Origin of the sequence: Luteimonas terrae, assembly GCF_004358165.1 — a bacterium.
Taxonomy (GTDB): Bacteria; Pseudomonadota; Gammaproteobacteria; order Xanthomonadales; family Xanthomonadaceae; genus Luteimonas; species Luteimonas terrae.
In genome coordinates, this window is record NZ_SMTG01000003.1 from 41,672 (window position 1) to 61,167 (window position 19,496).

Sequence of the window (19,496 nt, forward strand, 5' to 3'; positions counted from 1 at the left end):
CTGCGATACTGGCCCGATGCGTGCACCCTCTCCCGATTCCATGACCGGCCGCGAGCGCCGGGTCTCCTTCAGATCCGTCGCAGGCCGCTGGCTGCTGGCCTGCGTGCTGCTGGTCGCCGGCCTGCCGGCCTGGGCACAGGGCATCGGTTTCGACGACGTGCTGCCGGTCGACGAAGCGCTGCGCGTCTCCGCCGAGGCCGTGTCGCCGAACCGCATCGAGATCCGCTGGGCGATCGCCGACGGCTATTACCTGTATCGCCATCGCATGGGCGCGCGGGTCGAACACGGCTTCAAGACCAATCCGCTGCAGCTGCCCGACGGCCGCCGGCACACCGACGAGTTTTTCGGCGAGGTCGAGACCTATCGCAATCGCGTGACCGCGGTACTGACCGGTGCGCCGGCCGACGGCATCGACGCAGTGCAGGTCGAGGTGAAGTACCAGGGCTGCGCGGATGCCGGCATCTGCTATCCGCCGCAGACGCGCACGCTGCGGGTGGCATTGCCGCGCGGAGGCGCGACCGCGCCCGGGGCGCTGCCGGCCGCCGATTCCGGCTTTGCCGCGTTCGGACAGGCGCTTGGCGGCACCGCCGCGGGTGCGGCGCCGACTCTCGCCAATGCCAATGACGCGCTGCCGCCCGAGCGCGCCTTCACCTTCGAGGCCATCGCGGGCGATGGCGACACGATCCTGCTGCGCTTCACGCCGGCCAAGGGCTACTACCTCTATCGCGACCGCAACCGCTTCGAGGTCCGCGGCCATGCCGGCATCCGCGCCGGCGCGCCGCGCTGGCCGAAGGGCCAGGCGCATCACGATGCGCACTTCGGGGATGTCACTGTCTATTTCGACCAGGTCGACGTGCCGCTGCCGCTGGTGCGCACGACCGCCGATGCGGCCGATATCGACGTCGTCGCGACCTTCCAGGGCTGCCAGGACGAAGGCATCTGCTACCCGCCGATGACGCGCACGGTGCGCGTGTCGCTACCGGCCGGCCGCGTGCAGAGCGTGGCCGAGGCGGCCGCGGCGTTGGCGGGTGCCGCGCCGCCGACGGCGCCCGAAGCAACTTCGACGCCTGCATCCGCGGATCCCGCGATGGCGGCCGATGCACCGGCAGTCGATGGTGACGACGTTGACGCGACCACCGCCGGCAGGCCGGACGCCAGCGCCGACAATGCCGAACGCACCCGCCCACCGGGCACCGCGTCGATCGGCCTGTTCGCCGCACTCGGCCTCGCCCTGCTCGGCGGCCTGCTGCTCAACCTGATGCCCTGCGTGCTGCCGATCCTGTCGCTGAAGGTGCTGGGCATCGCGAAGAGCGGTGGCAGCCGTGCGGCGGCGCGATCGCACGCGCTCTGGTACACGGCCGGCGTGCTGGTCGCGTTCGCCGCAGTCGGATTGCTGGTGATCGCGCTGCGCGCCGCCGGCCAGGCGCTGGGCTGGGGCTTCCAGTTGCAGCAGCCGTGGTTCGTGGCCGCACTGGCTTACCTGATGTTCGCGGTGGGCCTGAGTCTTTCGGGTGTGTTCACCATCGGCGGGCGCATCGGCAACGTCGGCCAGGCGCTGGCCGGGCGCACCGGACCGGTCGGCGATTTCTTCACCGGCGTGCTCGCCTGCGTGGTCGCCAGCCCCTGCATCGCGCCCTTCATGGGCGGCGCGCTGGCCTACGCGTTCATCGCCTCCACGCCGATGGCGCTGGCGGTGTTCCTGATGCTGGGCCTGGGCCTGGCGCTGCCGTTTCTGCTGATCGGGCTGGTGCCGGCGCTGGCCGACCGGCTGCCGAAGCCCGGCGCGTGGATGGAGACGTTCAAGCAGGTGCTGGCGTTCCCCATGTACCTGACCGCGCTGTGGCTGGCGTGGGTGCTGGGCAAGCAGCGCGGCGTCGATGCGATGGCGTTGCTCGTCGCCGGCATGACCGTGCTGGCGCTGGCCCTGTGGTGGTTCGAGCGGCGTCGCTGGACCGGTCACGCGCTGCATCGCGTGCTCGCGCTGATGCTGGTGCTGGTCGCACTGGCGCCGGTGCTCGCGGTCGGACGCCTGGCCGCGCCGGCGCCTGCAGGTGCGGCCGTGGCCGAAGGCGGCGCGTATGTCGCCTATTCGGCCGAGCGTCTCGCAGCATTGCGCGCCGCCGGCACGCCGGTGTTCGTCAACATGACCGCCGACTGGTGCGTGACCTGCAAGGCCAACGAGCGCCGCGTCCTGTCGGGCGACGTGTTCAAGGGCGCACTGGCCGAGGCCGGCGCGACCTACATGGTCGGCGACTGGACCAACGTGGATCCCGAGATCAGCGCCTTCCTCGAAACCCACGGCGCCGTCGGCGTACCGCTGTACGTGGTCTATCCGGCCGGCGGTGGCGAAGGTCGCGTGCTGCCGGCTGTGTTGAGCGACGCCGTGGTCGTCGACGCGCTCGGCGGCGCAGCGCCTTGAAGGTCGGTCCGCTGACAGTGGTCGCGATCGCGCTCGTCGCCGGCGGCCTCGGCGTGGTCGCCAGCCTCTTCGTCGGCGGACCCGGCCCGCTGCTGGGCACCGAGGCCGGCCAGCGTATGTACGCCGACACGCTCAGCGCCACCGCGCCCGCTCCGCCCGAAGGCGTGTCGGTCGCGAAGCGTGGCGACGTCATCGCGCCGTTCGAGGTCGCCGGACTCGACGGCGATGCGATCCGGGTGCCAACCGCCCATGCCGGCCAGCGGGTGCTGGTGAACATCTGGGCGAGCTGGTGCGGCCCCTGCATCGAGGAAATGCCCGAGCTCGACCGCTTCGCCGGCGAACAGGGCGCCAACGGTGTGCAGGTGCTGGGGATCGCGCTCGACGATGCCGCCGCGGTGCGCGACTTCCTGCAACGCATTCCGGTCGATTACGCAATCGCCCTCGACGCGCCCGGCCCGGCCGACGCCGGCGTGCGCCTCGGCAATCCGCGCGGCGTGCTGCCCTACACCGTGCTGCTGTCGCCGGACGGCCGGCTGCTGAAGCAGCGCATCGGCCCCTTCGCCCATGGCGAGATCGACGGGTGGGTCGCGGACTGACCACGAAAAATCAAACGCTCGTTTAAAATCAGCGAACGTCGGCGAACTGGACACCATCGGGGACATCCCGCAGACTTCGCGCACCCGCCGCCCTGCGTCCCCGATGGCTTCGATCCTCGTCCTGCATGGTCCCAACCTCAACCTGCTCGGCACGCGCGAGCCGGAGGTCTACGGGCACGCGACGCTGGCCGACATTGACGCTTCGTTGCAGGCCACGGCGCAGGCTGCCGGCCACGTGCTCGAGAGCCTGCAGTCGAATGCCGAACACGTCCTGGTCGACCGGGTACAGGCCGCGCGCGGCGACGGCACCGCGGTGATCCTGATCAACCCGGCCGCGTTCACCCACACTTCGGTGGCCCTGCGCGACGCGCTGGCCGCGGTCGCCCTGCCGTTCTACGAGATCCACCTGTCGAACCCGCACCGCCGCGAGCCGTTCCGTCACCACAGCTATTTCAGCGACCTCGCCACCGGCGTGGTCTGCGGTTTCGGCGCCGACAGCTACCGCTACGCGCTCGACGCCGCGATCGCCCGGCTGCACGCCGGCTGAGCCCGACACCCGTCCGTTCCCATTTTTCCGTATTCGCGCACCCGCGCGACCCACGCAGACAGAGAGGCCCGTATGGACCTGCGCAAGATCAAGAAGCTCATCGACCTGCTCGAAGAGTCCAACCTGACCGAGATCGAGATCAAGGAAGGCGAAGAATCCGTCCGCCTGTCGCGCAACTCCGGCGCCCCGGTCGCCTACGCGCCCGCACCGGTCGCGATGGCCGCGCCGCGCGCCGCCGAGCCGGTGATGCCGATGAGCTCGCCGGTCGATGCCGCCACCGGCGGCAGCGCCAAGGGTGGCGACGAACTGCCGCCCGGCCAGGTCACCAAGTCGCCGATGGTCGGCACCTTCTACGCCTCGCCGGCACCGGACAAGCCGGCTTTCGTGTCGGTCGGCCAGTCGGTCAAGGCCGGCGAGACGCTCGGCATCATCGAGGCGATGAAGATGTTCAACCCGATCGAGGCCGAGACCTCGGGCACGGTGGTCGCGATCCTGGTCGAGAGCGGCCAGCCGGTCGAATTCGACCAGCCGCTGTTCGTGATCGGCTGAGCGAAGTGCCGGGATTGGTGATTCGTGATTGGTGATTCGAAGGAACGACCCCATCAGCGCCTGGATGTCTGGCGCGATGCGATGGAGCTGGTCGCGCTCGTCTATCGCCTCACCTCGGTCTTCCCCGCCGAAGAGCGTTACGGCCTTTCGGCACAGATGCGACGCGCCGCGGTCAGCGTGCCATCGAACATCGCCGAGGGCGCCGCACGCCGATCCAATGCCGAACTGATCCATTTCCTCTCGATCGCCCGCGGCTCCCTTGCGGAGTTGGACACCCAGATCCTGCTGGCGGATCGCCTCGGATTCGCTGGGCATGATCCCGGCCTGATGCAACTGCTCGACCGTACATTCGCCAGGCTCAATGCCTTGATCCGATCGAAGGAGTCGGCGCCTTCCGTCCGCGAAGATGCCGCTTTCTACGAATCACCAATCACCAATCACGAATCACGGCCCCAATCCCATGCTTGAAAAAGTCGTCATCGCCAACCGCGGTGAGATCGCGCTGCGCATTCTGCGCGCGTGTCACACCCTCGGCATCCGCACGGTCGCGGTGCATTCCACCGTCGACCGCAACCTCAAGCACGTGGCGATGGCCGACGAGTCGGTGTGCATCGGCCCGCCGCCGTCGGGCCAGAGCTATCTCGACATGCCGGCGATCATCGCCGCGGCCGAGGTCACCGACGCCCAGGCGATCCATCCGGGCTACGGCTTCCTGAGCGAGAACGCCGACTTTGCCGAGCGCGTCGAGCAGTCCGGTTTCATCTTCATCGGGCCCAAGGCCGAGACGATCCGCCTGATGGGCGACAAGGTCGAGGCGATCCGCGCGATGAAGGACGCCGGCGTGCCCTGCGTGCCCGGCTCGGGCGGTCCGCTCGGCGACGACGCGGCGACCAACGTCAAGATCGCCCGCGAGATCGGCTACCCGGTCATCGTCAAGGCGGCCGGTGGCGGCGGCGGACGCGGCATGCGCGTGGTCCATACCGAGGCCGCGCTGGTCAACGCGATCGCCACGACCAAGCAGGAAGCCAAGGCCGCGTTCTCCAACGACATGGTCTACATGGAGAAGTTCCTCGAGAACCCGCGCCATGTGGAGATCCAGGTCCTCGCCGACGGCCAGGGCAACGCGATCCATCTGGGCGAGCGCGACTGTTCGATGCAGCGTCGCCACCAGAAGGTCGTCGAGGAAGCGCCGGCCCCGGGCATCACGCCCGAGGCGCGCGCGGAGATCGGCAAGGTCTGCGTGGATGCCTGCATCCGCATCGGCTACCGCGGCGCGGGCACGTTCGAGTTCCTCTACGAGAACGGCCGCTTCTACTTCATCGAGATGAACACCCGCATCCAGGTGGAGCATCCGGTGACCGAGCTGGTGACCGGCATCGACCTGATCCGCGAGCAGCTGATGATCGCCTCGGGCCACAAGCTCTCGATCAGGCAGGAAGACGTCGTGTTGAACGGCCACGCGATCGAATGCCGCATCAACGCCGAGGATCCGGAAACCTTCCTGCCCTCGCCCGGCGCGATCCGTCACTTCCACGCACCGGGCGGCCCGGGCGTGCGCGTCGATACGCACGTCTACGAAGGCTATGCGGTCCCGCCGAACTACGACTCGATGATCGGCAAGCTGATCGTGCACGGCCCGGATCGCGAGACTGCGATCGCGCGCATGCGCGTGGCGCTGAGCGAGATGGTCGTCGACGGCATCAAGACCAATATCCCGCTGCAGCAGCGGATCATGCGCGACCAGGGCTTCGCGGCCGGTGGACAAAACATCCACTATCTCGAGAAGCGACTGGCCGAACGCAAGAACAAGACGCTGGCGATCGGCTGATCGCACTGTCGTCCGGATGCCGCGCGATGCGGCATCCGGATCGCTCAACCTTCCCGGTCGGGAAATGCGCGGCGCAAGGCCGCGTCCAGACGGATCGGCCGCGCCCAGCGGTCGAAGCTCGACACCAGTCCCCGGCGTACCCGCGTGAGCGGCTCGCTGCCGGCGTCCGCACCCAGCCCTGCGAGCACTTCGCGCCAGCCGCCCGCGGGATCGAGGCGCCATTGCCCGACGATTTCGCGGCAGGTGCGGCCCAATGCCTGCGCCGTGGCACAGGCCAGATAGACATCGGCCGGGCGCGCACCCGCATCCAGCAGCTCGACGACGAACGACCGCGGCGCGCCCTGGTAGCGCACCAGCTCGTCGACGAACGCACCGCGATAGCGCGCGGCATAGGTATTGGTGTCGGCCAGCCAGGTGTCGAGCCAGACGTCGCCGGTGTCGGCCGACCACACTGCAGGCGGCGCCGTGACCTCGGGCGTCGTGGCGTCGGCCTGTGGCGCCTGTGCCTGCGCGCTCGCAGCGCCGACCGGCACGGCCAGCAGCAGGACGATGGCGACGGATCGGACGACGGTCATGGCAGGTTCCTCGGCTGGCCGGATGACGAACCCGCGCGCGTTGCATGCAGCGAAGGCCCTTGCGGGATGACGCGCCCGCGACACGCGGCGCACGACCATATCGCAACGCCACCACGGGGGAACAGCCGCCATGCACACGCCACACGAACGCCGTCGATCGCCACGCCTGTGGCGCTGGGGCATCGGCCTGGCCATCGTCGCGGCCCTGCTCGGCGCGTGGTGGATGGCGCTCGATCACGTCGCGACGCAAGTCGGACTGGACGCGGAAAACACGCTGCGGCCCTTGCCGCGTGCGGCCGATACCCACCATCGCAGCGACTGAGCATCCGCGGTTGCTCCAACGTCGCGGTCAACTGCCCGGACTCAGCGGGCGGCGATCACCAGCGTGCCCGGACGCCCGCCCTGCTGCCACCAGTCGCCGGTGCCGGTCACACGCAAGGCGATCGCGCCCTTGCGCATCGCCAGATCCTCGCCGACGCGGCCGCTGGCGACGTAGGCGCCGATCACGTCACGCGGATCTTCGACGTTGCTGAAACTCGCGGCGCCCGCGTCGATCCGCAGCGCGTCGCCGCCGCGCGCCTTGACGCTGACGCGCACCGGCAGACTGCGCCCGTCGGTACAGCGCAACTCGCCGCTGCCGCGCGCGGCCCGGTGCTGCACCGACCAGTTGCCGGCGGTGAAGCTCAGTTCGCAGGTCATCGGCTCGGCGGCGACCGCAAGCATGCATGTCGCGACCAGCAAGGCGCCCGCCCAGACGCGGGGCAGACGAACGCGCAAGCGGCGAGGCGACAGGCGATCCATGCGGCCACGCTAACAGAAACGCGCCGCAGCCAAGTGACTGCGGCGCGCCGGTGGATCCGCAAGCTATGGAGCGTCGATCAGCGCCAGCGGCGATCGCGCGACCGGTCCTGGCGCGGGTCGTAGTACTGCACCGTGCAACGGCCGCGGCGGTCGCAGGTCTCGCGGCGGACCTGCTTCTCGCGCCAGCCGTGCGCCGGTGCGTGACGCGGCGGCCCGTTGCGGTAGTGGCGCGCGTTGTAGCGGTTGTCGTAACGCGGCGCCATGCGGTAGTAGGTCGGACGACCGCGATGGTCGTAGGACACACGCAGACGGTCGTCGTAGTTGCCGCGGTAGTACGGCTGATTGCCGCGCAGCACCACGTCCGCGACGTCGACGATGACCTGCACCAGATCGTCGTTCGACTGCGCATGCGCCGGGGCCGGCGCGAACGCGGCGGCGCTCAGGCCTGCCGCAAGGAGACCGGGGGCGAGCCAACGGGTCAGGGCATGTGTCGTCATGGCGTTCTCTCCAGTGGCCGCCACCGCGGCGGCCCGATGGATCGAACATGGCGCTCCGGCGATGAACAGGTGTGCAATTTCAGCGCCTGCAGCCGCTTCGAGCCGGTCGCGTAAATAAACGGTTCAAACTGTAAACGTTTACCGGCGATGCAAGCGTTTGCAGCCCGTGGGACGACGATCAGCGCACATCCGCACGCGCGGCGAGCATCGCCACCGCCGCCGGCAGTTCGGCAGGTTCGGCCACGACGCACATGCGCTCTTCGCCCGACACGATTTCCGCTTCGGTCTCGTGCGCCCAGGTCGTGCGATACGGCATGTGCACGCCCCAACCGCCGAGCGCGAGGACCGGCGCGATGTCGGAACGCAGGGAATTGCCGATCATCAGGAATTCGCCGGCGCCGGCATCGAACTCCGCCAGCACGCGCGCATAGGTCGGCGCATCCTTCTCGCTGACGATCTCGATGCGCCGGAACAGATCCGACAGGCCGGAATCGCGCACCTTCGCTTCCTGATGGAACAGATCGCCTTTGGTGATCAGCACTACTTCGAACTCCGAGGCGACCGCCTCGACCGCCCGACGGATCCCCGGCAACAGTTCGACCGGGTGGCGCAGCAGCCCCTTGGCCATTTCGACGATGCGATGCAGATCGAGCGCTGCGATGCGACCGCCGGTGATCTGGGTGGCCGACTCGATCATCGACAGCGTCATGCCTTTGACGCCGTAACCGAACACGGCAATGTTCGCCGTCTCCACCGCGTACAGCGCGTCGAGCACGCGCACGTCGGCGAGGTCCACGTAATGGCCCACGATGCGTTCGAACTCGGCCTGCGCCTCGTCGAAATAATCCTGGCTGCGCCAGAGGGTGTCGTCGGCGTCGAAGCCGACCAGTCGGATCTGCGTCATGCGTGGATTATGCCTTCAGGGGCGCCGCATCCTCATGCTTGCCATATCTCGCGACCTCCATGAAAAAGGGCGGCCCGAAGGCCGCCCTCTCGAACATCGCGTCGGTTTACGCGATCACGCAAATCACTCTTCCGCGGCGCCGGCACCTGCGGCCTGACGGTTCACGTAGTCGCGATACTCTTCCGGGGTGATGAAGCCATCGCCGTCGGCGTCGACCTCACTGAAGACCTGCGCCAGTCCCTCGAGGCCTGCCGCCTCGGCCTGGCTCAGCTTGCCGTCACCGTCGGTGTCGAGGTCGGCCCACGTCACCTGACCCTGCTGCGCCTGCGGCGCTTCTGCCGTGGCGTCCTGCGCATAATCCTGCGTGGTGGTCGGCGGCGGCTGGGTGGCGTCCTGCGTGGAGGACGTCGGGTCCTGCGCAAAGGCCAACGGCATGGCCATGGCAACACCCAGGGCGATGGTGGCGATCAGCGGCTTGCGTGCGTTCTTCATGAGCGTCTTCTCCAGTTTCCAAACTTGGGTTTTGCGCGGGGTGGTGATGCATCCTCGTCGTGGATCACCGCACGGCCCCAGCTTGCAGTCGCCCGAATGAACGACGCACGGGCCAAGGAACCGGCGACTTACGAGGGCTTAACCACATCAGCTGCGCAAGCGCATAGACGAAGATTCAGCCGGCGTGAGCACGCGCGCGCGAAACGCGCCATGGCGGCGATGCGCGTGCTCACGTTGTGTCGCGGTGATCGCGACGATCCACGTCCGAACGACTGAACCGAACACAACGTTTACAGGGTGGAGACCTTCGCACGAAACACCGGTCTGTCCGGGTCCGTGTGCGACACTCGGGTTTTCCCCGATTGCGCCACGGAGCCACGCATGAAGCACGCCCGCCCGCTCGTCCTCACCACACTCGCCGCCTCGCTGCTCTGGCTGTCGGGCTGCGACGGCAATGCCGCCAACGGTGCCACGCAGACCGCTGCGCCGCAGGCGCAGGCCGACGCGCCCGCGCAAGCCGCGGTGCCCGTCGGCGATGCGATCGAAGGCCTGCCGTTCGCGAGCAGCGCCATCGCGACGTTCAACGAGCCGTGGGCGATCGGGTTCCTGCCCGACGGCAGCGTGCTGGTCACCGAGAAGAACGGCGTGCTCAAGCATGTGGCGATGCCCGGCGGCGAGACCCGCGAGATTTCCGGCGTGCCGACCGTTGCCTATGCGGGCCAGGGCGGCCTGGGTGACGTCAAGCCGCATCCGCAGTTCGCGCAGAACGGCATCGTCTATCTGAGCTACGCCGAGGATGGCGAAGGCGGCCGCGGCGCGGCCGTCGCGCGTGGCCGCCTCGATCTCGACGCGGGCACGCTGCAGGACGTGTCGGTGGTCTGGCGCCAGGTGCCCAAGGTCAGCGGCAACGGCCACTACGGTCATCGCATCGCTTTCGACGGCGACGGCAAGCTGTGGATCTCGTCGGGCGAACGCCAGAAGTTCGACCCGTCGCAGGACATGCAGTCGAACATGGGCAAGATGGTTCGCCTTAACGACGACGGCAGCGTGCCGGACGACAATCCCTTCGCCGGCAAGGGCGAGATCGCCTCGCAGGTCTGGTCGCTGGGTCACCGCAATCCGCTCGGCATCGCCTTCGATTCCCAGGGCCGCCTGTGGAACAGCGAGATGGGCCCGGCCGGTGGCGACGAACTCAACCTCGTCAAGCGCGGCGCGAACTACGGCTATCCGATCGTCTCCAACGGCGACCATTACGACGGCAAGCCGATCCCCGACCACGACACGCGCCCGGAATTCGAGAAGCCGGCGATCACCTGGACACCGGTCATCTCGCCGTCGAGCCTGATGTTCTACAGCGGCACGCTGTTCCCCGAATGGACCGGCAACGCCTTCATCGGCGGCCTCTCGGGCCAGACGCTGGTGCGCGTGGAAATCGACGGCGAGTCGGCACGCGAAGCCGAGCGCTTCCCGATGGGCGGCCGCATCCGTGACGTGCAGCAGGGACCGGACGGCGCGCTGTACGTGATCGAGGACGGCAAGGACGGCCGCCTGATCCGGCTGGCACCGCGCGAGGGCTGATCGCCCACGCAGGAATCGAAGGCCGCGGGCGACCGCGGCCTTTCTTATGGCCGACTCAGAACCTGTTCAAAGTCCGTCGCGAGTGCAGTCGGATGGCGCGTGGCGGAGCGCGGAAAGCGCAGCGTATGTGCGAATACGTGAGTATTTGTGGCCGCATGCGGCCACCCTTTGGGCCAGCAACAAACGCTGCCAGGCGCCGCCTCGCGGCGACACCTTCGAGCACCGCACTCGCGCCAACTGGCAAGCGCGGCAGGAGTTTGAACAGGTTCTCAGAGGGCCGGGCGCTCGACCGGATTGCCCATCGCCGCCCGGTAGCGCACGTACAGGGCCTGCACCTTGGCGATGTAGGCGCGCGTCTCGGCATAGGGCGGCACACCGTCGAAGCGGTCCACCGTGCCGATGCCCGCGTTGTAGGCCGCCAGCGCCAGCGTGCGGTCGCCCTTGTAGCGCCGCAGCAGGCCGCGCAGGTGCTGCGCGCCCGCGCGGATGGACTCGGCCGGCGCATCCGCATCCTTCACGCCGTAGTCGGCGATCACGTCGGGCATCAACTGCATGACGCCGCGCGCGCCCTTCGACGACACCGCATCGGCATCGAAGCCGCTTTCTGCATGCGCGATCGCGCGCAGCCAGGCTTCGTCGAGTCCATAGGTCTTCGCGTTCGCCGTGAACAGCACCGAATGCGGCGCGAGCTGCGGCGTGCCGACGTTGCCCAGTCCCTCGTGCGCCGGCTCGCCGGGCGGCGTCTGCACGGTGAAGCGCAGGTACTCGCGTGCGCCCGGCAACCGTCGCGTGCCGTAGACCAGCACGCCATCCTGCTCGCGCTCGTACAGCACGCCGCTGAAGACGCCCATCGCCCCCCACAGATTCGGCGTCTGCACCGCATCGTCGGGAATCTCGCGCGCCTCGCATTTCGAGCCGGGCTCGGGCGCGGTCGACAGGCTGACCGTGCCGTCCTTGACGCAGCGCCAGATCGTGCGCGCCTGCACCGTGGATGCGGCCGCCAGCGCGCAGCACGCCAGCAGCGCGATGGCCAGCGGCCGGTACGGCACTCGACGGACTGTGGGCATGGCGGCACCGGCGGCAGCGCGCGACACGGCGTCGCGCAGGCGCGCATTGTGTCCGAACCGGTGTGCGGCCATCATCGTCGCCCCCGGAACGAGCCCCGCCCCGATGCCGCACTGGTCGTCGCTGATCCGCGAAGTCCCCGACTTCCCCAAACCCGGCATCGTGTTCAAGGACATCACGCCGGTGCTCGCCGATGCGCGCGGGTTCGCCGGTGCGATCGATGCGATGGCGGCACCATGGCGCGACGCGGTGCCCGACGCCTTCATCGGCATCGAGTCGCGCGGCTTCATCTTCGCCGCCGCGCTGGCGCAGGCCCTGGGGACCGGCTTCGTGCCGGTGCGCAAGCCGGGCAAGCTGCCGGCGCAGGTGATCGCGCACGACTACGCGCTCGAATACGGCCGCGACCGCCTGGAGATGCACGCCGATGCCCTGCGGCCCGGCGCGCGGGTGGTGCTGGTGGATGACGTGCTGGCGACCGGCGGCACCCTGCGGGCTGCGCTGTCGCTGGCGCAGCGGCAAGGGGCGACCGTGACCGGCGCCGCCGTACTGGTCGAGCTGCCTGCGCTGCGCGGACGCGCGCTGTGGGATGTCGCCGCGCCGCTGCACGTCGCGCTCCAGGGCTGACGCAACCGGACATTGCCGCCGCACCGACGCGATGTGACGCAGGCTGGCGGGAGTCGTCCTGCGGACAACCGTGATGCACATCGAACGCCTGCTGCTGGCGCCCCGCGACTGGGTGCCGAACAATCCGACGATCCCCGTCCGCGTCTATCGCGGCCTGCGTCTGGCCGATGGCAGCGTGCCGGACGCCACCGCGTTCGAGGCGATGTTCGATGCGAATGGCTGGCCACCGGACTGGCGCGGCAGCGTCTACGACTACCACCACTACCACTCGAGCGCGCACGAGGTGCTGGGCGTATACGCGGGCAGCGCGCGACTGCTGCTGGGTGGTCCGGGCGGAGAGGCGGTTCGCGTCGAGGCCGGCGACGCGCTGATGCTGCCGGCCGGAACCGGTCACTGCCGGCTCGAGGCCGACTCCGCCTTCCGCGTGGTCGGCGCCTACCCGACCGGGCAGGAATGGGACGTGCTGCGCGAAGCGCCGGATGCGGCGACACGCGCGCGCATCCTCGGGTTGCCGGTGCCGCCGCGGGATCCCGTCGACGGCACCGCCTTCTGACGCGTCAGGGCGTTGTCGGTGCCGCTGCCGGTGCCGAGCGACGCTTGGCCTGTTCCAGCAGCGTGGCAAAGCGCGCCTGGCGCAGCTGGTCGCCCAGCTGCGTGCATTGCGGACCCACCGGGCGGCCCTGCAATTGCGTGCGCATGGTGCCGGCGACCTGGTCGAACTGGCTGTCGAAGGCCTTCACCGCCGCGGCGAATGCCGGCGTGTCCGGTTCGGCGGCGCTGGCGGCGACGTAGTCGGGATTGTTGATGCGGAACTGCGCGACGCCGGTGTCGAGCGCCTGCGCGCCAGCGGCGTCCGTTGCGCAGAACTCGCGGAAGATCGCGACCTGGCGGTCGAAGACATGGGCGCCCATGTAGGCGGCCTGCGCATCGGTGATCGGCGCGTCCTGCGCGAATGCGGGTGTGCCAACGGCGGCGAGGGACAGCGCGATGCAGGCGGTGCGGAGGATCGACATGGGGGCTCCGGGACGATGGGGTCGGCGCCACCCTATCGGAGCCGTGTGAGATTTCCGTCAGTCGTCCTCATCCAGTACTTCGTCGTCCAGCGATGTGTCCTCGGCCCCGGCTTCGGCAGGCTCGAGCAGGGTGTAGTCGTCGACCACGCGGCTGCGGATCCGCCGGGAGACCGGCCAGGTTTCCAGTGCGGGTTGTGGCAGGCGCGCCAGCCGACGCGCATCGGGCGCGGGACCGGCCATCCAGTCGAGCAGCGCGTCCGCGGCCAGGAACAGCGGGCCGTCCGGCGACAGCGGCGCCGGGATCGCCGGGTTCTCCATGGTGAGCATCGCGAACGACGCCAGCGGTGGCAGCTCGCGTTCCCACAGATCCCAAAGGCCTGCCGCGAACAGCAGACCGCCGCTGCGCGCCTGGATGAAATGCGGCACCGGCCGGTCGCCGCTGCGGTCCCATTTGTAATACCCGTTCATGGGCACGACGCATCTATGCGACGCCCAGGGCCGCGCATAGATGCGGCTGGTCGGTGCGCGCTTGAGGCGCGCGGTGATGGTGCTGTACGCGGTTTCCGGCAGTTTCGACCAGCGCGGCACCAGCCCCCAGCGCAGCGTGTCGACGACCACTTCGCCGTCCTGCATCCGCAACACCAGCGCATCGCCATCGGATGCGATGTTGTAGCGCGGGGGCGCATCCGCCAGCGCGGTCGCGACATCCCGTGACAGGACATCCGGCACCGATTCATCGGCGATGGCCTGCACGAACCTACGCATTGCAGGTGCGGCAACGAAGAACTGCGTGTGCGGACGCCGGCATGGCACCAGCCTGCGGCGCGCGGCGTGAAGCGTCTGCGGAATTCACACCCACGTACCGTTCGCACGCCCACCTTGGGCACTCTCCCAACGCCGGAAGACCGTCATGCAGATGCCGAATCCCACGCGCCCGCCGACACCCTCCGAAGACGTGCCGGGCAGCATTCCCCATCCGATGCACGACCCGATGCCGGATCAGCCGGTCGATCCGCCGTTGCCGACGCCGGGCGACCCCGAGCGCGATCCGCAGCCGAGCCAGGATCCGCCGCCGCCGAACGCGCCGCAGGATCCGCCTCAAACGTACTGAGTTGCAGTGATTCAGTGCACCGCGAGCGACAGCGGTGCGGTCACGACCGGCTGGCCGCGGGATCCGCACGCAGCGCGACACCAGAGCCGGCATGCGAGATCGCGCACCCGGTCCCAGCGCGGCGCATAGCCGGCCGCTGTCCAGATGCGGCGCATGACCGGTTCTACATCACTCCATTCGAGGTCCGGGTACTTGTCCCGGCACAGGCGCACCATGGCGCCGATCAGCACTTCATGACGTGACGTCGTCATCGCAGCGGTCCGTCCTCTCCTCCGGACCGCCGACGTTCGAGCAGGCGGTATTAAACCCCTGTGAAAACCGGGCTGCGGGCCTCAGGCCTCGATGCTCGCCGGCGCGGGGTCCGTCGCAGGCGACGGCACGTACGTCCGTTCGCGTTCGTAGCCGCCGTCGGCACCGAAGACGCGCACCGTTGCGCCGCGCAGCAGGATCTGCGGATCCGCGGCCAGCATATCGAGTGCCGAAGACCGGCTGACGTGGCGCGAGTGCGCGCCGCCGGCGCCCGCATCGGCGAGTTCCCAGTCGAAGGTCGCGGCGTTGTGCCGCAGGGTGAAGCTGAAAGGAGGCATTGCGGTGTCCATCGACCGGAGGGGGGCGGCCGGGCACTGCGCTATCTTCGAGCCCTCGGCATGACGGGGCCGTGTGGAATGAAGACGTCGCCCGTTCACTATTGCGCCACGCGCCTCGGGCGATACAGCGGTGCCGGTCCTCGACGGATCGCGGAGGCGCCATGCACGACCTGCTCGACAGTCTGTTTTCGCTCGGCATGCCCTGGTGGGAATTCGTGCTGCGGGCGATCGCCGTGTACGTTGTCGTGCTGGTGCTGATGCGGGTCACCGGCAAGCGCACCGTGGGCCAGTTCACGCCCTTCGACCTGCTGGTTGTCGTGCTGCTGGGCACCGCGGTGCAGAACTCGCTGATCGGCGAGGACACTTCCCTGCTCGGCGGCCTGATTCTCGCCGCGACGCTGCTGGCGCTGAACTGGACGGTCGGTCGCCTGTCCGCGCGCAGCCGGCGTTTCGACCAGCTCGTCGAAGGCATGCCGGTGATCCTCGCGCGCCATGGCCATCTCTATCGCGAACAACTTGCACGGCAATCGATCAGCGAACGCGACTTCGCGATCGCGCGTCGCACGGCCGGCTACGCGACGCTCGCCGAGATCGAACTGGCGGTGCTGGAAACCTCCGGCAAGATCACCTTCATCGCGCGCCGCGGCGACGCGCATGACACCTGAGCCGATGTTCGCGCGCAGGTGACGTTCCGCTGCGCAGGCTGTCGACATGCGTCCCCTGCCCCGCCGCTTCTACGCCCGCGATGCATCCGTCGTCGCGCCCGATCTGCTCAACAAGATGCTGGTGGCGGACGATGGCCGCCGTGCGCGGATCGTCGAGGTCGAAGCCTATTGCGGCCGCGACGACGCCGCCGCGCATTCCTACCGCGGCCCGACGCCGCGCAACGCGGTGATGTTCGGCGCGCCCGGACATCTGTACGTTTACTTCATTTACGGCATGCACTGGGCGATCAACGCCGTCTGCGGCCAGCGGTCCGGGCACGGTGTGCTGCTGCGCGCCGCCGAGCCGCTGGCCGGACTCGACCGCATGGCGCAGGCGCGTGGCACGTCGACGCCGACGCTGCTGGCATCCGGCCCGGGACGCCTCGCGCAGGCGTTCGGCGTGGATCGTGGCGATGCCGGCCTCGACATCACCAGACGCGGCTCGCGCCTGTGGATCGGCGACGACGGCACGCCGCCGCCGACAGAACCGGCGGCGACCACGCGCATCGGCATCCGTCACGCGGTCGACCATCTATGGCGTTTCAGCGTGCCAGGGAACCTGCACGTCTCACGACATCGCGGCCCCCTGCCACCGCGTCGACCTGCAGCACGGCGCGGCAGCTGAGCGATCCCGAGTTGCCGGCCTCAACGGTCGGCTTCGCTCACTGCCTCGTTCACGATGACCGGCGCGCCGTATCCCAAGGCCTCGAGGCGCTCGGCCTGGCTGGCGGCGTCGCCGACGACCACGATGCGCATCGCGTCCGTGTCGATCCAGCGGTCCGCCAGCGTGCGCACGCGCTCGACACTCATGCCCTCGATCGTCCGCGCGTCGGCGGCGAGGTAGTTTGCCGGCAGACCGAAGTCGCCGATGGCCTCGAGCACGGCGAGCTTGGCGCCGGTGGTCTCGAATTCGCGCGCGCGGCTCTTGCCCATCGCGCTGCGCGTCACTTCGAGATCCTCGGCGGTGAAGCTGGCGCCGTAGTCGCGCATGACGTCGCGGGCGAGCGTGGCCGCTTCCAGCGTGACGTTGGAGCGCACCGAACTGGACACCGTGAAGCTGCCGTCGCGACGCGTGCCGCCGAAGCTCGAGTTGATGCCGTAGGTGTAGCCCTTGCCCTCGCGCAGTTCCTGGGTCAGGCGCGACGCGAAACCACCACCGCCGAGGCGATAGTTGGCGACGCGTGCGGCGAAAAAGTCCGGATCGGCGCGACGCATCGCCGGCTGGCCGAACAGCAGCACTGACTGCGCGGCCTTGGGCACGTCGTAGACGTAGACCGTCGTGTGGTCGGGACGCGCGGGCGCGGTCCATTCGGGGATCTCGACCGGACGCGCGGCCCAACGCGCGTCGAGTCCGGCGAGCGCGGCCATCGCCGCGGCCTGGTCGACATCGCCGACGATGCGCAGGCGTGCATGGTCGGGCGAGAGCTGCCGCAGGTAGCCGGCCAGATCGTCTGCATCGAGTGCCGCGACCGAGCGCTCGGTGCCCAGCGCATTGCGCGAGAGGATGTGGTCGGGACCGTAGTTGACCAGCGCGTACACGCGCGAAGCCAGCGCGGTCGGCTGCGCGCGCGCGCCCTGGATGTCGGAGACGGTCGCGGCCTTGGCCAGTTCCAGTTCCTGCGCATCCCAGCGCGGTTCGACCAGCATTTCGCCGACGAGGTCGATGGTGTCGGCGAAGTTGCGCGCCAGCGTGCTGCCCGAGACGAGGAAACGCTCGCCGTCGGCGCGCACGTTGACGCCGGCGCCCAGCGCCTTGAACGCGTTCTCCAGTTCGGCCGGCGTGCGCCTGGCGGTGCCGCGGTCGAGCATGCGCGCGGTCAGCGCGGCCGCACCGGGCGTAGCCGGATCGTCGAGCAGGCGGCCGCCGTCGATCGACAGTTCGAAGCGCACCATCGGCGTCTCGTCGTGCTCGATGCCCGACACCTGCAGGCCGTTGGCGAGGCGCGCGTTCCAGACCGTCGGCGGCACGATCACCGGCGCCTTGCCATAGCCGGGCTCGACCGTGCGATCGAAGCTCGACGGTGTGCGCGCATACACCGTGTCGCCGGCTCGTGCGTCGATCGCGGCCTCGGCGCCTTCGACGATCGGTTCTTCGACGACCGTGGCAACGCGCGAATCGGACAACGCCAGTTGCGGCTGCCCCTTGGGGACGAAGCTGGTGGCGACGCTGTAATGACCCTTGATGTAGCGCTGGTAGACACGCTCAAGATCGGCAGGCGTCAGCGCCTGCAGTTGCGCCAGGCGACGATCGATCTGCGTTGGATCACCGGTGGTGGCATTGGCATGCGCCAGCTGGCGCCCCTTGCCCAGCACGCTGTCGAGCTCGCCGTAGAGTTCGGCCTCGCTGCTGGTCTTGATCCGCTGCAGCGCGTCGGCGTCGACGCCCTGCGCTTCGAAGCGCGCGAACCCGTCCTCGATGGCCGACCGCACCTCGTCGAGCGAACCGCCGTCGAAGCCGCGCGCGCGCACGAGGAATGCGCCCGCGATCTGACCGCCCATCAGGCCGGCATCTACCGACGGCGCCACACGCTTCTCGTCGACGACCACCGCATTGAGCGGCGCTTCCTTGCCGTCGGTGAGATAGCGCGCCAGCGTTTCCAGTGCGACCGCATCGGGATGCGACTCCTCGACCGCCGGCCAGGCCAGGCTGAGTTCCGGCAGCTTGGCGTAGTTGTCCTCGTGCATCAGCCGCACATCGCCGGCGAGGGCCGCCGGACGCGGCGCCGCGCGTTCGGTTTCGGAGCCACGCGGAATCTCGCCGAAGTACTTCTCCACCCAGGCCCGCGCCTGCGCCGGGTCGAAATCGCCGGCGATCACCAGCGTCGCGTTGTTGGGCGAGTACCAGCGGCGGTAGAACGCCTGCACGTCGTCGAGCGTGGCCGCGTCGAGATCGGCCAGCGAGCCGATCACCGCCCAGTTGTAGGGATGGTCCTTGGGATACAGCGCGTCGAGCATCACCGCATAGGCGTGGCCGTAAGGGCGGTTGTCGACGCTCTGCCGCTTCTCGTTCTTGACGACCTGCTTCTCCTTCTCGACCACCGCATCGGTCACGGTGTTGATGAACCAGCCGAGCTTGTCTGCCTCGGCCCAGAGCATCTTTTCCAGCGCGTCGTTGGGGACGGTCTGCAGATAGTCGGTGACGTCGTGGCTGGTCGAGCCGTTGGCGCCGCTGCCGCCGACGCGCGCGCTCATGCGGTCCAGGCCGCCGGGGCCGAGGTTCTCCGAATCGAGGAAGAACAGATGCTCGAACATGTGCGCAAAGCCCGTGCGTCCGGGCGTCTCCCGCGCAGAGCCCACGTGCACGGCCAGCACGACTGCGGCCACCGGATCGGAGCGGTCGATGTGGAAAACGACTTCGAGCCCGTTGTCGAGGGTGAAGGTCTGCACCGGCACCAGGGTGCCGGCCGATGCGACATCGCCATGCAGGGCGGTGGTCGGCTCGGCTGCCAGTGCGAGCGGTGCGGACAGGCCCAGCGCGATCGCCAGCAGAGATTTGGCCAGCGTGCTGCGCACCGCCGGAACGATCGGATGTGTCATCCCTGGAATTCCCCTCGAATCGGAGGATCGACCTTAGCGGAACCGCCCACTGACGTCGCGCGACGGAAG

At 69.1% G+C, this 19,496-nt stretch carries 24 protein-coding genes; 13 read left to right on the forward strand and 11 right to left on the reverse strand.

The window, feature by feature from the left end; genetic code table 11:
• The first annotated feature begins 16 nt into the window (after positions 1-16).
• The 6 genes from E2F49_RS08645 to accC all read left to right on the forward strand — a co-directional run bounded on the left by E2F49_RS08645 (position 17) and on the right by accC (position 5,939).
• Positions 17-2,419: a protein-disulfide reductase DsbD family protein gene (locus tag E2F49_RS08645; RefSeq protein WP_243713546.1), complete on the forward strand. Its 2,403-nt coding sequence runs from the start codon at positions 17-19 to the stop codon at positions 2,417-2,419.
• Entirely contained in the window at positions 2,416-3,015 is a 600-nt protein-coding gene (locus tag E2F49_RS08650) for a TlpA disulfide reductase family protein (protein ID WP_243713547.1), read from the forward strand. The genes E2F49_RS08645 and E2F49_RS08650 overlap by 4 nt, the downstream gene beginning before the upstream one ends.
• 103 nt (positions 3,016-3,118) lie before the next feature.
• Entirely contained in the window at positions 3,119-3,562 is a 444-nt protein-coding gene (gene aroQ, locus E2F49_RS08655; RefSeq protein WP_133393541.1) for a type II 3-dehydroquinate dehydratase, read from the forward strand.
• A 72-nt stretch (positions 3,563-3,634) separates the two neighbouring features.
• Positions 3,635-4,111 (forward strand): acetyl-CoA carboxylase biotin carboxyl carrier protein, encoded by a 477-nt coding sequence (gene accB / locus E2F49_RS08660; protein ID WP_055251820.1) that lies wholly within the window; start codon positions 3,635-3,637, stop codon positions 4,109-4,111.
• A 24-nt stretch (positions 4,112-4,135) separates the two neighbouring features.
• Positions 4,136-4,579, forward strand: a complete 444-nt coding sequence (locus E2F49_RS08665) for a four helix bundle protein (protein ID WP_133393542.1) — start codon at positions 4,136-4,138, stop codon at positions 4,577-4,579.
• Positions 4,572-5,939, forward strand: coding sequence for an acetyl-CoA carboxylase biotin carboxylase subunit (gene accC / locus E2F49_RS08670; RefSeq protein WP_133393543.1), 1,368 nt, complete (start codon positions 4,572-4,574; stop codon positions 5,937-5,939). Before E2F49_RS08665 ends, accC begins: the two co-directional genes overlap by 8 nt.
• A gap of 44 nt (positions 5,940-5,983) precedes the next feature.
• Here accC and E2F49_RS08675 read toward each other — a convergent pair whose 3' ends face one another.
• Positions 5,984-6,514 (reverse strand): hypothetical protein, encoded by a 531-nt coding sequence (locus E2F49_RS08675; RefSeq protein ID WP_133393544.1) that lies wholly within the window; start codon positions 6,512-6,514, stop codon positions 5,984-5,986.
• Between the two features lie 130 nt (positions 6,515-6,644).
• Here E2F49_RS08675 and E2F49_RS08680 point away from each other — a divergent pair, with 130 nt between their 5' ends.
• The gene (locus E2F49_RS08680; protein ID WP_133393545.1) at positions 6,645-6,836 is read left to right on the forward strand and encodes a hypothetical protein; all 192 of its coding nucleotides are present in this window, start codon (positions 6,645-6,647) and stop codon (positions 6,834-6,836) included.
• 41 nt (positions 6,837-6,877) lie between these two features.
• On the opposite strand, the gene E2F49_RS08685 is transcribed toward E2F49_RS08680, so the two are convergent.
• From E2F49_RS08685 to E2F49_RS08700, 4 genes are all read right to left on the reverse strand, one after another.
• Positions 6,878-7,237 carry a hypothetical protein gene (locus E2F49_RS08685; RefSeq protein ID WP_133393546.1) on the reverse strand — a complete coding sequence of 120 codons (360 nt, stop codon included), beginning with the start codon at positions 7,235-7,237 and terminating at the stop codon, positions 6,878-6,880.
• 155 nt (positions 7,238-7,392) lie between these two features.
• Positions 7,393-7,812: a hypothetical protein gene (locus E2F49_RS08690; RefSeq protein ID WP_133393547.1), complete on the reverse strand. Its 420-nt coding sequence runs from the start codon at positions 7,810-7,812 to the stop codon at positions 7,393-7,395.
• Between the two features lie 178 nt (positions 7,813-7,990).
• Positions 7,991-8,716, reverse strand: coding sequence for an HAD family hydrolase (locus E2F49_RS08695; RefSeq protein WP_133393548.1), 726 nt, complete (start codon positions 8,714-8,716; stop codon positions 7,991-7,993).
• Positions 8,717-8,839: 123 nt separating this feature from the next.
• A complete protein-coding gene (locus E2F49_RS08700) occupies positions 8,840-9,208 on the reverse strand; it encodes an EF-hand domain-containing protein (RefSeq protein ID WP_133393549.1) in 369 nt (122 codons plus the stop codon).
• 381 nt (positions 9,209-9,589) lie between these two features.
• Here E2F49_RS08700 and E2F49_RS08705 point away from each other — a divergent pair, with 381 nt between their 5' ends.
• The gene (locus E2F49_RS08705; RefSeq protein ID WP_133393550.1) at positions 9,590-10,786 is read left to right on the forward strand and encodes a PQQ-dependent sugar dehydrogenase; all 1,197 of its coding nucleotides are present in this window, start codon (positions 9,590-9,592) and stop codon (positions 10,784-10,786) included.
• 269 nt (positions 10,787-11,055) lie between these two features.
• On the opposite strand, the gene E2F49_RS08710 is transcribed toward E2F49_RS08705, so the two are convergent.
• Positions 11,056-11,853, reverse strand: a complete 798-nt coding sequence (locus E2F49_RS08710; RefSeq protein WP_133393551.1) for a lytic transglycosylase domain-containing protein — start codon at positions 11,851-11,853, stop codon at positions 11,056-11,058.
• 103 nt (positions 11,854-11,956) lie between these two features.
• Between E2F49_RS08710 and E2F49_RS08715 the strand changes: the two genes are divergently transcribed.
• Together E2F49_RS08715 and E2F49_RS08720 are read left to right on the forward strand one after the other, a co-directional pair.
• Positions 11,957-12,475, forward strand: coding sequence for an adenine phosphoribosyltransferase (locus tag E2F49_RS08715; RefSeq protein ID WP_133393552.1), 519 nt, complete (start codon positions 11,957-11,959; stop codon positions 12,473-12,475).
• A gap of 73 nt (positions 12,476-12,548) precedes the next feature.
• Complete coding sequence (locus tag E2F49_RS08720; protein ID WP_133393553.1) at positions 12,549-13,028, forward strand: cupin; 480 nt, start codon at positions 12,549-12,551, stop codon at positions 13,026-13,028.
• A gap of 4 nt (positions 13,029-13,032) precedes the next feature.
• Here E2F49_RS08720 and E2F49_RS08725 read toward each other — a convergent pair whose 3' ends face one another.
• A complete protein-coding gene (locus E2F49_RS08725) occupies positions 13,033-13,488 on the reverse strand; it encodes a hypothetical protein (RefSeq protein WP_055251799.1) in 456 nt (151 codons plus the stop codon).
• Positions 13,489-13,545: 57 nt separating this feature from the next.
• Positions 13,546-14,253 (reverse strand): SOS response-associated peptidase, encoded by a 708-nt coding sequence (locus E2F49_RS08730; protein ID WP_133393554.1) that lies wholly within the window; start codon positions 14,251-14,253, stop codon positions 13,546-13,548.
• A 145-nt stretch (positions 14,254-14,398) separates the two neighbouring features.
• Between E2F49_RS08730 and E2F49_RS08735 the strand changes: the two genes are divergently transcribed.
• Positions 14,399-14,599, forward strand: coding sequence for a hypothetical protein (locus tag E2F49_RS08735; protein WP_055251796.1), 201 nt, complete (start codon positions 14,399-14,401; stop codon positions 14,597-14,599).
• Between the two features lie 11 nt (positions 14,600-14,610).
• Here E2F49_RS08735 and E2F49_RS08740 read toward each other — a convergent pair whose 3' ends face one another.
• A complete protein-coding gene (locus E2F49_RS08740; protein WP_055251794.1) occupies positions 14,611-14,850 on the reverse strand; it encodes a hypothetical protein in 240 nt (79 codons plus the stop codon).
• An 81-nt stretch (positions 14,851-14,931) separates the two neighbouring features.
• Positions 14,932-15,186: a hypothetical protein gene (locus tag E2F49_RS08745; protein ID WP_133393555.1), complete on the reverse strand. Its 255-nt coding sequence runs from the start codon at positions 15,184-15,186 to the stop codon at positions 14,932-14,934.
• 161 nt (positions 15,187-15,347) lie between these two features.
• On the opposite strand from E2F49_RS08745, the gene E2F49_RS08750 reads away from it, so the two are divergent.
• Positions 15,348-15,851 (forward strand): DUF421 domain-containing protein, encoded by a 504-nt coding sequence (locus E2F49_RS08750; protein ID WP_133393556.1) that lies wholly within the window; start codon positions 15,348-15,350, stop codon positions 15,849-15,851.
• 55 nt (positions 15,852-15,906) lie between these two features.
• Positions 15,907-16,515, forward strand: a complete 609-nt coding sequence (locus E2F49_RS08755) for a DNA-3-methyladenine glycosylase (protein ID WP_208004841.1) — start codon at positions 15,907-15,909, stop codon at positions 16,513-16,515.
• 20 nt (positions 16,516-16,535) lie between these two features.
• Here E2F49_RS08755 and E2F49_RS08760 read toward each other — a convergent pair whose 3' ends face one another.
• On the reverse strand, positions 16,536-19,427 hold the full coding sequence (locus tag E2F49_RS08760) for a M16 family metallopeptidase (RefSeq protein WP_133393558.1): 2,892 nt from the start codon (positions 19,425-19,427) through the stop codon (positions 16,536-16,538).
• Positions 19,428-19,496 lie beyond the last annotated feature (69 nt).

What these genes read in the sequence shown, in the direction of transcription:
- E2F49_RS08645 (WP_243713546.1), top strand. Translation starts at nt 17, where the DNA reads ATGCGTGCACCCTCTCCCGATTCCATGACCGGCCGCGAGCGCCGGGTC.
- aroQ (WP_133393541.1), top strand. Translation starts at nt 3,119, where the DNA reads ATGGCTTCGATCCTCGTCCTGCATGGTCCCAACCTCAACCTGCTCGGC.
- accB (WP_055251820.1), top strand. Translation starts at nt 3,635, where the DNA reads ATGGACCTGCGCAAGATCAAGAAGCTCATCGACCTGCTCGAAGAGTCC.
- accC (WP_133393543.1), top strand. Translation starts at nt 4,572, where the DNA reads ATGCTTGAAAAAGTCGTCATCGCCAACCGCGGTGAGATCGCGCTGCGC.
- E2F49_RS08675 (WP_133393544.1), bottom strand. Translation starts at nt 6,514, where the DNA reads ATGACCGTCGTCCGATCCGTCGCCATCGTCCTGCTGCTGGCCGTGCCG.
- E2F49_RS08680 (WP_133393545.1), top strand. Translation starts at nt 6,645, where the DNA reads ATGCACACGCCACACGAACGCCGTCGATCGCCACGCCTGTGGCGCTGG.
- E2F49_RS08685 (WP_133393546.1), bottom strand. Translation starts at nt 7,237, where the DNA reads ATGCTTGCGGTCGCCGCCGAGCCGATGACCTGCGAACTGAGCTTCACC.
- E2F49_RS08690 (WP_133393547.1), bottom strand. Translation starts at nt 7,812, where the DNA reads ATGACGACACATGCCCTGACCCGTTGGCTCGCCCCCGGTCTCCTTGCG.
- E2F49_RS08695 (WP_133393548.1), bottom strand. Translation starts at nt 8,716, where the DNA reads ATGACGCAGATCCGACTGGTCGGCTTCGACGCCGACGACACCCTCTGG.
- E2F49_RS08700 (WP_133393549.1), bottom strand. Translation starts at nt 9,208, where the DNA reads ATGAAGAACGCACGCAAGCCGCTGATCGCCACCATCGCCCTGGGTGTT.
- E2F49_RS08705 (WP_133393550.1), top strand. Translation starts at nt 9,590, where the DNA reads ATGAAGCACGCCCGCCCGCTCGTCCTCACCACACTCGCCGCCTCGCTG.
- E2F49_RS08710 (WP_133393551.1), bottom strand. Translation starts at nt 11,853, where the DNA reads ATGCCCACAGTCCGTCGAGTGCCGTACCGGCCGCTGGCCATCGCGCTG.
- E2F49_RS08715 (WP_133393552.1), top strand. Translation starts at nt 11,957, where the DNA reads ATGCCGCACTGGTCGTCGCTGATCCGCGAAGTCCCCGACTTCCCCAAA.
- E2F49_RS08720 (WP_133393553.1), top strand. Translation starts at nt 12,549, where the DNA reads ATGCACATCGAACGCCTGCTGCTGGCGCCCCGCGACTGGGTGCCGAAC.
- E2F49_RS08725 (WP_055251799.1), bottom strand. Translation starts at nt 13,488, where the DNA reads ATGTCGATCCTCCGCACCGCCTGCATCGCGCTGTCCCTCGCCGCCGTT.
- E2F49_RS08730 (WP_133393554.1), bottom strand. Translation starts at nt 14,253, where the DNA reads ATGCGTAGGTTCGTGCAGGCCATCGCCGATGAATCGGTGCCGGATGTC.
- E2F49_RS08735 (WP_055251796.1), top strand. Translation starts at nt 14,399, where the DNA reads ATGCAGATGCCGAATCCCACGCGCCCGCCGACACCCTCCGAAGACGTG.
- E2F49_RS08740 (WP_055251794.1), bottom strand. Translation starts at nt 14,850, where the DNA reads ATGACGACGTCACGTCATGAAGTGCTGATCGGCGCCATGGTGCGCCTG.
- E2F49_RS08745 (WP_133393555.1), bottom strand. Translation starts at nt 15,186, where the DNA reads ATGCCTCCTTTCAGCTTCACCCTGCGGCACAACGCCGCGACCTTCGAC.
- E2F49_RS08750 (WP_133393556.1), top strand. Translation starts at nt 15,348, where the DNA reads ATGCACGACCTGCTCGACAGTCTGTTTTCGCTCGGCATGCCCTGGTGG.
- E2F49_RS08760 (WP_133393558.1), bottom strand. Translation starts at nt 19,427, where the DNA reads ATGACACATCCGATCGTTCCGGCGGTGCGCAGCACGCTGGCCAAATCT.